Source organism: Streptomyces malaysiensis subsp. samsunensis (assembly GCF_024519315.1).
GTDB classification, from domain to species: Bacteria; Actinomycetota; Actinomycetes; order Streptomycetales; family Streptomycetaceae; genus Streptomyces; species Streptomyces malaysiensis.
On sequence record NZ_JANIIC010000016.1, the window covers coordinates 91,826 to 104,899 of the forward strand.

Here is a 13,074-nt window from a genome sequence, read left to right on the forward strand (position 1 = left end):
CGCGATCGGCGGCCGTGCCTGGCTGCGCCGACCGCAGGGTGTCCGGGAGGGCGGGCCGCTGACACCGCCGCTCCGGTGGGGTGGCTGAGCCCAGTGGCCCAGCCGGGCTAGGCGCGAACGGCGAGCAACGTGGCTCGTGTGGCGGGGGCCTGGCGACGATGCCTCACTCGTCACCTCCTGACCGCGTCTGCCTCGCGACCTCCTCATAGGCGCGCAAAAGCTGCTGCCCTTCCCGGCAGACGGTGCCGGGCGTGCGGCAGGCCAGGCAGCCTGCGGCGTGTTCGATGGCCGCGCGCCACTCGTCGGTGAACGGGGCCCTGGTCTCCTCGGAGGTCTGCTCGACGGCCGTCATCGGGTCCTGCCCCGATCGATGACGCGGCGCATGGCGGCAGCCTCGGTGACTGCGTCACGTTGGTAGGTCCGGGCGTGACGGGGCAGGCGTAGACGGTGCGGCCGGCGCCGCTGCCGCCGTGCTGGATGTCGACGGTGACCGGCTCATCGGTGGGGAGTTCACAACGATGGCACGTCTGTCGGCCCTGGAGGGTGGGGCCGAACTCGGCGCGATCGGCCTCGGCCAGCGCTTCCCACAACTTCCCCGCGTCGGTCAGGTAATGGTCGGCCGAGAGAGGGACGCGCCAGTGGGCGCTGGGGCCCTCCGTCCAGGAGATGGGCGGTACGCCGAGGTACGTGCTCTCATCGGCCAGCTCGGTGAGGACACGGACCTGCCGCAGGTGCCAACTCGTAGCGGAGCCCACCTCGACGAGCCAGTACAGGGTGCCGTGTCTGTCTTGGATCACGGCGCCGGTGGCGTCGCCGAGTGTCTTCAGAGCGCGCTCGCCGATGGCCTGGGCCGCGCGGACGGCGTCCCACCGATCGCCTGCGGGTAACGCCTCGACATCCATGGCGGGCGGCGGAGTCCATGGCAGGGTTCTGGTCATCATCAGGTGTCTCCGTAGCGGCGTGTTACATCGTCCGTGGTTGGGTCGTTAACCCGCTGACCTACTCAGCGGACGTCCCTGCTCATCACGTTATGAATCAGCGCATTGGGTATGAACCGACCGCGAGTACGGGATGATGACGGATCCACGACCGAGCTTGGGGGACTCATGGCGAATCGTCAGCCGCCTACCCTGACCACGGGTCGGGGCAAGGCCGATCGAGCCCGCCGAGGCGTCGTTTCCGGCTATGTCCTACGGCTCATAAGGGAGCAGCTGGACCTCACTCAAGACGCGCTGGCCGAACGCTTCCGGGTCTCGTTTCCCCGGAGTGATGGGCCGGTCCCATTGCCTCTGACGCCCCCGCACAAGCGTAACGAGCGGGGCGGTCAGGGGCGCGTCGAGGAAGGGGCTCAGGGCGATCACGGCGGCCGCGTGGCGGGGCGGCGGTCGGCGGCGGCGAAAGGATGTGGTGTGCCCCGTCGGCACGAGTCCGGCGTACGTGCCGACGGGGCGCGGGCGGCCGTCGCCCGTTCAGCAGTTGACGTATTTCATGGCGAGCCGTACGAACGGGTCACCGGTCCCGGCATCCAGGTACACGGGGGACGAGTCGCCCTTTGGCCCGGCCCAGTCGCTGTCGACGGTCCGGCCGTACGAGGTGTACCCACGCACGTAGGGGCACCGGCCGTCGGCCTTGGTGTCCGTGACGGTGCCGATGGCGAGGTTCTTGTTGTAGCACCACTGGCCGGAGGCAACGCCCTCCGCGCTCGAGACGGTCCAGTTGTGCGGACATCCGGGGACCTGGACCGAGGATGCGCTGGTGGGCGTTGCGGCGTGGGCAGCCGAGAAGGGAAACGCGGCCAACAGCCCTGCGCCGGCGATGGCCGTCGCGAGGTACTTCTTGAGCATGGGTGTCTCCTGGGTGATGTGTGACGCGGTGACACGCGGACCAGAGGCGGTCGACGTGCGGAGGAACACCCCGATCGTGTGGGCAGCGCGTGCCGACGTCCACGGATTCGCCGTCCGGGACATGTCCCGGACGGCCTGGGACAGCAGAACCGCGGGTCTACGCCGCTACCGCGAGGGTGCGCCGGGTGTCACAGGGCGCGATATCCGCCCATCCTGCGGCCGATCGAGAGCCGCTATCGGCTTCGGGGCCGGCCGCCGTTGCCCGTGCCGTTGAGCGGGATCAAGGACTCCAAGGTGGCGCCCCGCACCCAGGCGCCGAGGAGGTTCCGGTGCATGGCGAGGATCTCATGTTTCACCGCGAGCCTCTCCGCGGCCCGGGTGAAGTCGCAGGTGGCGACGAACACCGCGACATCCGCGCCGTGTTCGGCCTTCGCGGTGCCGAGGAACTTCTGCATATCGCCGCTCGGCACGGTCCGGTGGGGTGCGTAGTGCTTGCACTGGATCACCAGCCGGCGCCCGTCCGGCATCCGGCCGACGACATCGGCGCCCAGGTCGCCCGACTTCCCCGAGACGATGACGTGGGTGCAGCCGTCCCGGCGGCACAGCTCCGCGACGTACCGCTCGAACCGCTGCCAGGTCATGGTGTCGATCTCGGCCATGGAGCGCTCACGTGCGGCGTTCTCCTCCTCGGCCCGCCAGGCCCGGTGTTCCGCCATGGTCCGCAGATGGGTTCGCCACAGCCACCAGCCGACGCCGCCGAGCAGGCCCACGAGGACCACCCCGACGACGTACGGCCACACCGTCTGCCAGGTCAGGGCCAGTGCGAGGACCGCCACGGCACCGCCGGTCCAGGCCGTGCGGCGCAGCCGCGCCTTCGCCCGCCGTAACGCCGCTCCACGTCGCCGTCGCACAGCCATCGCGCCCCCCTGTCGGCTTCTTCCCGGCAGTTTCGGGAGTGGCGGGCCGCCCCCGCAAGAGCGCCTTTCGGGCCCCTTATGGACGCCGCCTTATGGATCGGGTCTGCCGTGGGCGAATCTGCTGCGGGCCGAGATTCCTTACCGGACAAGCGAATTGGGCCGATGGTGAAAGGACCGCGGCGGTGTGGGCCGCGGCACTCACGAGGAGGTCCGATGGGAACATTCGCCACCGGCTGGGAGCCGGCAAGGAGTCCACGAGCCGCGGAGGGGGAGACGGCTCCCACGCGGTTCGACGATCATCTGGCCGCGCAACTGCTGACCCAGCGCATCGTCTTTCTCGGCACGCAGGTGGACGAGGTGTCCGCGAACCGGGTGTGTGCGCAGATGCTGCTGCTGTCGGCGGAGGACCCGCGGTCGGACATCAGCCTCTACGTCAACAGTCCGGGCGGTTCGGTGACGGCGGGCCTGGCGATCTACGACACGATGCGGCTGATTCCCAACGACGTGTCCACGCTCGTCATGGGATTCGCCGCGAGCATGGGGCAGTTTCTGCTCACCGTGGGAACGACCGGAAAGCGCTACGCACTGCCGAATTCCCGCATCATGATGCACCAGCCGTCCGCCGGTATCGGAGGGAGCACGGCCGATATCGCGATTCAGGCCGAGAATCTCGAATTCATGAAGCGGTCGATCGAGCGGATCACGGCGGAGCACACCGGACAGAGCGTGGAGACCATTTCGCGCGACGGCGACCGCGACCGGTGGTTCACCCCGGAGCAGGCGAAGGAGTACGGAATGGTCGACCGGGTCGTGGAGTCGCTCGCGGACGTACGGCCGGCCGGTACGCGGCGCAGGATGGGGATCTGACATGGGGCAGTACACGATTCCGACGGTCGTCGAGCGCACCACGCAGGGGGAGCGGGCGTACGACATCTACAGCCGGCTGCTGTCCGAGCGGATCATCTTCCTCGGCACCGAGATCGACGACGGCGTGGCCAACGTCGTCATCGCGCAACTCCTCCACCTCGAATCGTCGAGCCCCGAGCAGGAGATCGCGATCTACATCAACTCGCCGGGCGGCTCCTTCACCTCGCTGATGGCGATCTACGACACGATGACGTTCGTGACCGCGCCCATCTCGACGTTCTGCGTGGGGCAGGCGGCCTCGACCGCGGCGGTGCTGCTGGCCGGGGGAGACCCCGGGCGGCGGTTCGTGCTGGAGCACTCCCGGGTGCTGCTGGGGCAGCCGGTGAGCGGCGGTCAGCAGGGGACGGTCTCGGACCTCAGCCTCCAGGCCAAGGAGATGCTGCGGATCCGCGCGCAGGTCGAGGAGGTGCTCGCGCGCCATACGCCCCACGACGCCGCCACGCTCCGCGCCGACATGGACCGCGACAAGGTCTTCACGGCGCCGGAGGCGGTGGCGTACGGGCTCGCCGACGAGGTGCTGAGCCGGCGGACGGCGGGGGCTTTCTGACAGGAGGGCCGGGGCTTTCTGACACCCCGTCCCCGAGGGAGGACGGGGGCGGGGGTCGGTGCCTCAGGCGGCCAGGCGTACGTCGCCCTGCCGTCCGGCGTGCCGGGACGGCCCACGGTCCGCGACGGATGTGGTGGACGCGACGGAGGTGACGGATGTGGTGGACGCGACGGACGTGAGGGACGCGACGGACATCGCCGCGCCGTCGCGCCGCCGCGGACCGGAGGCAAGACGGATCAGCTCGCCCTGCGCCATGGCGAGGAGGTCGGCCAGACCGAGACCGAGCGCGCGGGCGGCGGCCGCGAGGACCTCGGACGACGCCTCTTTGCGGCCGCGTTCGAGTTCGGAGAGGTACGGCATCGAGATACGGGCCGCCTCGGCCACGTCCTTGAGCGTGCGTTGCTGGGCGAGCCGCTCGCGCCGCAGCACACCGCCGACGAGGTCCCGCCACAGGGGCTCCTTCACCGGCTCCCGGCCGGGCTGCTCCCGCCCGGCCGGGACGGCCGGAACGCGCGGACCGGCGGGGGCCGCCGGGGCGGGGGCGGCCGCGGGGGCTTCGGCCCCGGCGGTGGCTCCCGACCGGGGCGCCGGGTCCGCGGTGGCCGGACGCAGGGGAATGACGCGGGCTCGGTTCGACGCGTGGCTGCTCACCCCCTCAGGGTAGGAGCGCCGCGCCCGACGGGAAGGGGACAACGTTCTGCCCTTGGCGAATCGCTCAAGCGTTCGGGTGCGGCCGGGTGGCGCAGACCCGGCCGCGTGCGCCGGATACGGAGTACGCGGCCCGGCAGCCCGGACGGGCTCGGCTTACGTGTCCTGGCAAGCCCGACCGCGTACGGCCCGCTTGGCCGCGCGGGCCCGGTCCCCCGGCCGCGCGGGCCCGGCCGCGTCCGGCCATGCGGGCCCTGCGGCGCCCCGCCGCGCAGGCCCGCGTACGGCCCACTTGTGACCGACTCCACGCCCCAAAACATGGCAAACCGGATCAGAAACCCCCGTTGTCGGTGCCGGGCCCTACCGTATGGCTGTCCTTATTCACGCTTGCTGGGCTGCTTGCGTACTCGGACACGACGGGGGCCGGACCCAACAGCGCGGGCCGGCCCCCTCGTCCGGCGAGCCCGCTACCTCCGGTCCGTGGACTTGCGCTCGCCCTCCGGTGGCCGCCGCTCGTCCGGGGTCAGGCGGAAGACCACTCCGGTCAGTTGGGCGCAGACGCGTTCGATCTGGCGGCGGGTGGCGTTCCGTTCGGCGATGATCGCCGACAGAAGCAGCGCCGTCAGGGCCGTCGCGCCGTTGGCGGCGCCAACCAGCAGTGGCGCGCCGTGGACGAGGGCGGCGGGGCGTATCACTTCGTCAACCGGAACAGCGGCAAGTGCCTCGATGTGCCCGGTGCCTCCACCCAGGACGGGGTGCGGCTCCAGCAGTACACCTGCAACGGCAGCGCCGCCCAGTCCTTCCAGGTGGCCGAGGTCCCCGATACCCCGGGCGTCCGCTTCCACCACATGGTCACCGTGTCGCTCGGCGGCACGGGCACCATCAGCCATGTCATCAACAACACGGGCGGGCCCTCCAATTCCGGCAGCAAGGTGGCGAACCTCGTGAACTATCCGTAGAGGCCCCCGCCCAACGGACGACCCCGTGCCCGCGATACGGCCCCTTCCCGGGGCGTATCGCGGGCACGCATATGCGCACCGGGCTTGCCCACCTCTGCGGGAGACGTCACCGTTGACCCCCACGGGCACGCGCCGCGCGCCCGTATTCGACTGGGATCGGAGGTGCCATGGGACCGATCGTTCCACCCCTCGTTCCACCGTATGAGACCGTCGGCGACGGGCCGCACCGGGTGATGGCGGTGCACGGCTGGTTCTCGGACCGGGCCGCGTACGCCGCGATGCTGCCGCATGTCGACCGGCGCGGATTCACCTATGTACTGCCCGATCTGCGCGGCTACGGCGAGGCCCGCGACATCCCCGGCTCGTACACCACCGGCGAGGCCGGGGGCGACCTCCTCGCGCTCGCCGATCACCTCGGCTGGGAGCGATTCTCGCTCATCGGCCACTCGATGGGCGGGGCCGTCGTGCAGCGCGTGGTGGCGGCCGCCCCGCACCGGGTCCGCCGGCTGGTCGGGGTCGCGCCGGTGCCGGCCAGCGGGGTGCCGATGGAGGGCGAGCAGTGGCAGCTGTTCGCGGCCGCCCCCGACCGCCCGGAGAACCGCCGGGCGATCATCGACCGCACCACCGGCGGCCGCCACCCGGCCGCCTGGCTGGACCTGATGGTGCGCCACTCACTGGAACACAGCGACCCCAAGGCGCTCCGCGCATGGCTGGACTCCTGGGCGCTGGAGGACTTCCACGAGGACATAGCCGGCGCCCAGGTGCCGGTGCGGATCGTGGTCGGCGCCCATGACCCGGCGCTCACGGCCGAGGTGATGCGGCAGACCTGGCTGCGCTGGTATGTCAACGCCGAGCTGGTGGAGCTGGAGTACGCCGGGCACTACCCGGCCGATGAGACACCACAGGAACTGGTGCGGGCCGTGGAGGACTTCATCACGGCTGACGCGTAGCCGACGGTGAGACGCCGGAGGCGGTCGCGGACGGATCGGTGGAGGGCGAGGGTGAGGATGGGGCGGACGGGGCGGACGGTGCGGCGGAGGCGCGGTCGGTGCGCCGGTGCTTCGCCTCGCTCCGTTGGTACCTCTCCTCGCTCTCCTCGTACTTGGGCAGCAGATCCGTCAAGATCTTGTCGACATATTCCTGGGTCTCGAGGATCTTGGGGATGCCGCGCGCCCGGAGCACCGCGTTCGGCCCCGCGTTGTACGCGGCGAGCGCGAGCCGGGTCGAGCCGAGCCTGGTCCCGCTGCCCGGGACCGCCTTGACAACCTCGTAGAGATGGCACATGTAGCGGGCCTGTGAGGGGATGGCGTCGCGGGGCTCCCAGACATCGGCCTTGCCGTCGCCGCTGCCGTCCTTGCCCCACTCCTTCCAGGTGACCGGGGAGAACTGCGAAATGCCCTGGGCGTGCCCGGAGTCCGCGTCCGGCTGCCAGCCGCTCTCCGCGTCGATCTGGGCGGCCAGCAGCGGCACGCTCAGCGGGGAGCAGGCGCCGCGGACCGCCGCCTCCAGCACGGGGCGCCGGGTGTCGGGGACCACCGGCAGCTCCGGTTCCGAGGGCTCGGTGATATGCCGTACGACCAGAACCGCGGCGACGACCAGCGCGAGGCCGGCGACGAAGGCCGCGGCCATCCCGGCGGCGCGGGTCAGCATGCCGGAACCGGCACGGAGGGGGTACGCATGCAGGGACCGTAGCCGGTATCGCGGGCCGATCCGTAATCGGTCGCCGACACGGTCCTATCGTGCCTGGTGGGCCGGGGGCATGGGCGGCCCGGCGGGGGCCGCGGGGAGCGGGCCGGACCCGCCCTCGGCCGGGCGCTTCATCACATACGCCGCACCGGCGCCCGCCGCGAACAGCGCCAGCACCGAGACCGCGGTGCCCAGCCAGGTGGCGCCGAGCCACTGGCCGCCGACATAGCCGAGGGTCACGCTGTAGGCCGCCCAGGCGAGCCCGGCCACCGCCGACCACGGCAGGAATTCCTTCACCCTCCGGTGGGCCGCGCCCGCGCTCAGGCTGACGACCGAGCGGCCCGCGGGCGCGAAGCGGGCTATCACCACGAGCGGACCGCCGCCGCGCACCAGCGCGGTGCCCAACTTCTCCTGGGCGGAGGTGAGTCTGCGGGAGCGGGCGATGGCGCGGTCGAGCCGGTCGCTGCCGCGCCAGGCCAGCCGGTAGGCGACCATGTCCCCGAGGACGGAGGCGGTCGCGGCGCACAGCATCAGCCCGAACATGGCGGGGAAGTCGGCCGCGCCCGCCTGGCGCACCACGCCGACGGCGTCAACGGTGGTGCCGGCGGCCGCGGTGGCGGCGGTGATGACCAGAACTCCGCTGGGCAGAACGGGCAGAAAGACATCGAGCAGGACGGATGCCCCGATCACCGCGTAAATCCATGGGGTGTTGGTCAGTGACCCCAAATGTTCCAACAACGTTCGACTCCCGATCCCGGTCCCCCCGCTGCGCATGTCGCCGGGAAGCGGCAGGCGTCAGCCTGTAACAGCCATACAGCGTACGCCTGTGACTGAAGAGGATAACGGTAAGGGTTGTGATGATGTTGTTCGAATCACGCCATGCGGGGCGTTCGGCCCCGCATGGCGCGATGGGTGATGTGACGCCGGATCCGAATACCGAATACGGCGAACCGGAATCTATCGGACGACGGACGGCTCGCGCCGCGCTTCGGGCGCCGCCTCGCTCTCGCGAGCCGGGCCCGAGCCGAATATTCGGTCCAGCGCCCAGGGGCCGGGGCCGGTGAAGACGAGCAGCAGCAGGGTCCAGCAGAACATCGCGGCGGGCTCGCCGCCGTTCTGGATGGGCCACAGCTTCTCGGGCTGGTGTTCATGGAAGTACGCGTAGGCCATCGAGCCCGAGGAGATGAAGGCCGCGCTGCGGCTGCCGAGGCCGAGCATCACCAGCGCGCCGCCGATGAGCTGGATCACGGCCGCGTACCAGCCCGGCCAGGTGCCGGCGTCGATGGTCTTGCCGGTGCCCATGATGCCGCCGAACCAGCCGAGCAGCGATGAGGCGCCGTGGCAGAAGAACAGCAGTCCGACCACGATGCGGAAGAGGGACAGGACGTACGGCTTGGCGTTGTCGAGCGCCTCGCCGAGGTTGCGGGGGGTGGAAGAAGGCATGAGTGGGGAGCTCCTTGCTCCGGGGACGGAGAACAGCGGAACCGCCAGGTTAGGTACCCCTCACCTTTTGTTGCAAGTTCAAGTTCCTGCCAAAGTGGAGGCCCCGGAGCACCTTTTGTCCCGCCCTGGAAGCCGCTCCTCAGAGCCCCACAGCGCACATCGGGGCACCTTCCTGACGGGGTTCCCCGGTGGTCACCACGCGGAGCACCGCCCGTGCCACCGCGTCCGTGTCGCAGAGGGTGACCGAGTTCACGCCCGGCCGCGCGCCCGCGGCGGTCACCCAGTGGACCCCCTCGGTCGGCACCCCGATGGCGAACCGCCGCGGATGCGGGCGGCCGTGGGCGTCCACCAGCCGGTAGGGGGCGGTGGTGACGTCGAGGCCGCCGGTCTCATAGCCCTCCACCCGATGCGGACGGCACTGCCCGGTCTCCAGCAGATGGTTCAGCAACTCATCGGCGGTCCGGCGCACATCGGGCTCCGGCAGCCGCGCCTCGATCAGGGTCGTGGCCGCCACCGGTGCACCCGGCACCTCGGCCGACCGCGCGGCGAATCCAGCCATGGCGGCCCCTTGGTCTGGACTTTCCAAGGTCACTTCAAGCCGTGGGCCGAGGACGTCCAGGACGCCCGCCTCGATCAGCGCGGCCATCTCCTCGATCCGGCGGCGCGGCGGGCCGATCGAGAGAAAGGCGTTGAGCGGGGTGTACCAGCGGTCCAGATGCGCACGGCGGGACGCCCCCGTCAGCCCGCCGTGGTCGACGATCAGCCGCACCTCGTTGCGGACGTCGCGCAGAACGTCGAGGGCCGCCTTGACCGGGCCTTCGACATTGCCCAGCCGGGCGTGCGCCACGTCCTGGTGGGCGTAGGCCAGCAGCCAGCGCCGGAAGTCGTCACGCCCCGTGAACCTGCGTCCGCGCAGCGGCTGGGCCACCGCGTCCCAGGACCAGCGCTCGGCTTCCGGAATGCCGTACTCCGAGAGCACCGTGGCCTCTTCGGGGCTGCCGTGGCCGGTGGCCAAAAAGTGACCCCTGAAGCGTGCTGGGGTGAACGAGACGGGGGTGCCGGAGCCGGGCCCGGGGGCTTCGGGGGCTTCTGGGGCGGCCGGGGCGTGGGTGTCGGGCGCGCGGAGGGCCAGCAGCGCCTCGTAGTAGACCGTCTCGGCCTCCTTGGCCACCAGCGGCCAGATCTCGGTGAGGAAGTCCGGCGGATCGCCGGAGTCCGCGCGCTTGCGGAAGTGGTCGAGCACATCGGGGGTCAGCAGTAGCGGGGTGTGCCGGCCGCACGGCCCCTTCGCGTTGTCGCCCCGCGCGTGGTACGGGATGCCGCGCCGCGACCCCGCGTACAGCCGTGGTTCGCGGCCCGAGGGCCGGTAGACCAGACCGCCCTGGCCGTTCGGTGCGAAGGTGCCGCCCCGGCCCGCCGTCAACAGCGCCATATGGTCGAAGAAGTTGAGGCCGAGACCGCGCAACAGCACCGGTTCGCCCGGGGCGATGGGCGACAAGTCGATATCGGCGGGGTTGGCGGGCGGGTAGTAGCGCAGCCCGTGCCGCTCCGCGTGGGCCGCGTACCGCCGCTCCGTGGGGTCGGCGGCCGCCGGCAGATGGCCCTGCGCCAGGACGACGGCGCGCAGTCTCGCCAGACGGCTTCCGTCGTCCAGCGTCAGCACCTGCTCGCCGTCGGCCCGCTCCTCCAGCCGTACGGCGCGGGCCCGGTGTGTGCGGACCGTCACGGTGTCCGGCGCGCCCCGCACCACCTCGCCGAACACCCACTCCAGATAGCGGCCGTAGAGCGCGCGGCTGGGGTAGTCGTCCGGACCGAGACCGGGCGCCAGACCGCGCGCCGTGACCCATTCGTACAGGCTCGGCCCGGTCCGCACCGGTCCGCCGCATTCGACGCTCGCATCGGTGAACAGGGTCACCTGCGAGGCCACGGTGTTCATCAGCAGCTCGTCCGGCTGGGCGGTGCGCCAGACCCGTCCCGCGCCGGGCGGGGAGGGGTCCACCATATGCACGGTCAGCGGGGTGCCGGACGCCAGTTCCGGGGCCGAGGCGCACAGGCGCTCCAGCACGCTGGTGCCGCGCGGCCCGGCGCCGACGACGGCTATCGCGTGGAGATCTCCGGCCAAGGTTGTGTCTCCCGGGGCAGATGTGACGCGTGTAGGCAAGGATGCGCGCCCATCATGCCGTTCGCTCGACACGATTCGAGCCGGTCTCCGGAACGTAGCGCTCCGTTGTGGCCTGTATCACGTGGCATATGCCACGGAATGGCACCCAAAGGGGCCGACTACCCCGCCCAGTCCGTCTCCAGAGCCGCCACCAGCCGGGCCCCGCCGCCCGCCGGGTCCGACTGCGCCTGGTCCAGCCGCAGATGGGCGCTGCGGCCCTGGAGGGTCAGCGTCATCAGCTGGTTGCCGAACCAGGGCCCGCCCGTCTTGTGCCAGCTCAAGGGGGAGTGGGGCACCCGCCCATGGCGCTTGAAGACACGGCCCAGGGCGCGGCCCGCCGCGCTCCAGCCGAAGCGGAAGCCGAGCCGGATCGAGGCGTAGATGCTGTTGTGGACCGGGGAGCAGGTCAACTGCCGCACCTGGCTGCGGGGCGGCCGGGACGGCCACCGCGACCAGTCCGGGGTGGCCACATAGGCGTGGTGCACATCGCCGGAGAGCACATTGATCGTGGCCGGTGCCCCCGGTGCGCCGCCCACCGCGGCGATGGTGTCGGTGAGCGCGTCGAACGACTCGGGGAACGCGGCCCAGTGCTCCAAGTCGCCACGCTGCCGCAGGTCCTCGCCGATCCGAGCCCAGCGCCCACCGCGTCTGCCGCCGCACACCGAGGCGTTCCACGCCTCCACGTCGTGGACGAAATGCGGCAGCAGCCAGGGCAGCGAGGTGCCGAGCAGCAGATGGTCATAGCCGCCGCGGACCCCGGGCTCCTCCGGACCGGGGGCCCCGGGCCCTTCCGGACCCGGACCGGGGAAGCCGGACGCGCCGCCCAGCCCGTCCATGGCCTGCTCCCGCACCCAGATGAGCTCCTTGTCGGTGAGCATCGCCCGCCGGCCCTCCTCCAGCACCCGCGCCGCGCGGGTGTCGACCATCAGCAGCCGGGTGCGGCCGAAGTCGCGGCGGTAGCTCCAGCGGGTGTACGCCGGATCGGCGTCGGCGCGGGCGGCGAACTCCCGCAGCGCCTCGGTGCCGTCCTCCGCCGCGCGCACCTCCGCGTAGAGCGGGTCGGCGGCCAGTTCGGCGGGGGAGAGGTTGCCCAGGTGCTGATGGACCCAGTAGGACATCAGCCCGCTCAGTATCCGCTCCCGCCACCACGGGGTCGCGCGCATCCGGCGCTGCCACGCCTCGCTGGTGTTCCAGTCGTCGATGACATCGTGGTCGTCGAAGATCATGCAGCTGGGGACGGTGGAGAGGAGCCAGCGCACCTCGGGGTCCAGCCAGGACTCGTAATAGAGGCGGGTGTACTCCTCGTAGTCCGCGACCTGCTCGCCCGGCGGCTCGCTCAGATCGCGGCGCTCGGCCAGCCAGGCACGGGTCTCGGCGGAGGTCTCGTCCGCGTACACCTGGTCGCCCAGCAGCACCAGCACATCGGGGCGCGGCAGCTCCGGGGCGCGGGCCAGCGCCTGCGCCAGGGTGTCGAGCGCGTCGGGCCCCACCGGGTCGTGCGAGGCGTCGGAGGGCGGCGCGGCCCAGCGGCAGGAGCCGAAGGCCACGCGCACGGGCGCGGGGCCGGGGGAGTCCGTACCCGGGGCGGGGGTGCGGATGGTGCTGTCCGGGAAGGGGGAGTCGGGCAGCGGCCAGACCTGCTCACCGTCCAGCAGCACCCGGTACGCGGTCTCCCCGCCGGGCCGCAGCCCGGCGACCGGGATCAGCGCGTAGTGATGGCCCGCGATCCGCCAGGTGCGGGCGGTGCCGCCGGCACCGTCGGCGCACCGCACCTCGGCCTCACAGGGGCGGTCGGCCTCGACCCAGACGGTCGCGCCGGTGCCGGTCTCCCAGTCGACATGGCGCAGCAGTGGTCCCAGGCGCAGCCCGGCCATCCGGACCTCCTCCGTCGTTCTTCGATGTGCACGTCATGCGTACGGTACGGAACGACGGAGGAGGTGCG

13 protein-coding genes and 1 pseudogene are annotated in these 13,074 nt (G+C 71.6%); 4 read left to right on the forward strand and 10 right to left on the reverse strand.

Annotated elements, in window-relative coordinates:
- Positions 1 to 203: 203 nt before the first annotated feature.
- The 3 genes from NQU54_RS16150 to NQU54_RS16160 all read right to left on the reverse strand — a co-directional run bounded on the left by NQU54_RS16150 (position 204) and on the right by NQU54_RS16160 (position 2,761).
- Positions 204 to 941 (reverse strand): hypothetical protein, encoded by a 738-nt coding sequence (locus NQU54_RS16150; RefSeq protein ID WP_306278759.1) that lies wholly within the window; start codon positions 939 to 941, stop codon positions 204 to 206.
- Positions 942 to 1,469: 528 nt separating this feature from the next.
- The gene (locus NQU54_RS16155; RefSeq protein WP_257631670.1) at positions 1,470 to 1,844 is read right to left on the reverse strand and encodes a hypothetical protein; all 375 of its coding nucleotides are present in this window, start codon (positions 1,842 to 1,844) and stop codon (positions 1,470 to 1,472) included.
- Positions 1,845 to 2,077: 233 nt separating this feature from the next.
- Positions 2,078 to 2,761 (reverse strand): restriction endonuclease, encoded by a 684-nt coding sequence (locus NQU54_RS16160; protein ID WP_257631671.1) that lies wholly within the window; start codon positions 2,759 to 2,761, stop codon positions 2,078 to 2,080.
- A gap of 213 nt (positions 2,762 to 2,974) precedes the next feature.
- Here NQU54_RS16160 and NQU54_RS16165 point away from each other — a divergent pair, with 213 nt between their 5' ends.
- The gene (locus tag NQU54_RS16165; RefSeq protein WP_093701128.1) at positions 2,975 to 3,628 is read left to right on the forward strand and encodes an ATP-dependent Clp protease proteolytic subunit; all 654 of its coding nucleotides are present in this window, start codon (positions 2,975 to 2,977) and stop codon (positions 3,626 to 3,628) included.
- 1 nt (position 3,629) lies between these two features.
- Positions 3,630 to 4,235: a ClpP family protease gene (locus tag NQU54_RS16170; RefSeq protein ID WP_069869146.1), complete on the forward strand. Its 606-nt coding sequence runs from the start codon at positions 3,630 to 3,632 to the stop codon at positions 4,233 to 4,235.
- A gap of 63 nt (positions 4,236 to 4,298) precedes the next feature.
- On the opposite strand, the gene NQU54_RS16175 is transcribed toward NQU54_RS16170, so the two are convergent.
- Entirely contained in the window at positions 4,299 to 4,886 is a 588-nt protein-coding gene (locus tag NQU54_RS16175) for a helix-turn-helix domain-containing protein (RefSeq protein ID WP_257631672.1), read from the reverse strand.
- Positions 4,887 to 5,350: 464 nt separating this feature from the next.
- A complete protein-coding gene (locus NQU54_RS16180; protein WP_257631725.1) occupies positions 5,351 to 5,578 on the reverse strand; it encodes a hypothetical protein in 228 nt (75 codons plus the stop codon).
- Here NQU54_RS16180 and NQU54_RS50095 point away from each other — a divergent pair.
- Together NQU54_RS50095 and NQU54_RS16190 are read left to right on the forward strand one after the other, a co-directional pair.
- Positions 5,525 to 5,713: pseudogene (locus NQU54_RS50095) on the forward strand (RICIN domain-containing protein); the annotation flags it as partial. The gene NQU54_RS16180 and the pseudogene NQU54_RS50095 sit on opposite strands and share 54 nt — an antisense overlap.
- Before the next feature lie 296 nt (positions 5,714 to 6,009).
- On the forward strand, positions 6,010 to 6,792 hold the full coding sequence (locus tag NQU54_RS16190; protein WP_257631673.1) for an alpha/beta fold hydrolase: 783 nt from the start codon (positions 6,010 to 6,012) through the stop codon (positions 6,790 to 6,792).
- On the opposite strand, the gene NQU54_RS16195 is transcribed toward NQU54_RS16190, so the two are convergent.
- The 5 genes from NQU54_RS16195 to NQU54_RS16215 form a co-directional block, all read right to left on the reverse strand.
- Complete coding sequence (locus NQU54_RS16195) at positions 6,776 to 7,492, reverse strand: lytic transglycosylase domain-containing protein (protein WP_257631674.1); 717 nt, start codon at positions 7,490 to 7,492, stop codon at positions 6,776 to 6,778. The two genes, NQU54_RS16190 and NQU54_RS16195, sit on opposite strands and share 17 nt — an antisense overlap.
- A gap of 84 nt (positions 7,493 to 7,576) precedes the next feature.
- Positions 7,577 to 8,266, reverse strand: a complete 690-nt coding sequence (locus NQU54_RS16200) for a DedA family protein (RefSeq protein WP_257631675.1) — start codon at positions 8,264 to 8,266, stop codon at positions 7,577 to 7,579.
- 219 nt (positions 8,267 to 8,485) lie between these two features.
- Positions 8,486 to 8,971 carry a DoxX family protein gene (locus NQU54_RS16205; protein ID WP_257631676.1) on the reverse strand — a complete coding sequence of 162 codons (486 nt, stop codon included), beginning with the start codon at positions 8,969 to 8,971 and terminating at the stop codon, positions 8,486 to 8,488.
- Between the two features lie 139 nt (positions 8,972 to 9,110).
- Positions 9,111 to 11,093 carry an FAD/NAD(P)-binding protein gene (locus tag NQU54_RS16210; protein WP_257631677.1) on the reverse strand — a complete coding sequence of 661 codons (1,983 nt, stop codon included), beginning with the start codon at positions 11,091 to 11,093 and terminating at the stop codon, positions 9,111 to 9,113.
- 158 nt (positions 11,094 to 11,251) lie between these two features.
- A complete protein-coding gene (locus tag NQU54_RS16215) occupies positions 11,252 to 13,006 on the reverse strand; it encodes an alkaline phosphatase D family protein (RefSeq protein ID WP_257631678.1) in 1,755 nt (584 codons plus the stop codon).
- Between the last annotated feature and the right edge of the window lie 68 nt (positions 13,007 to 13,074).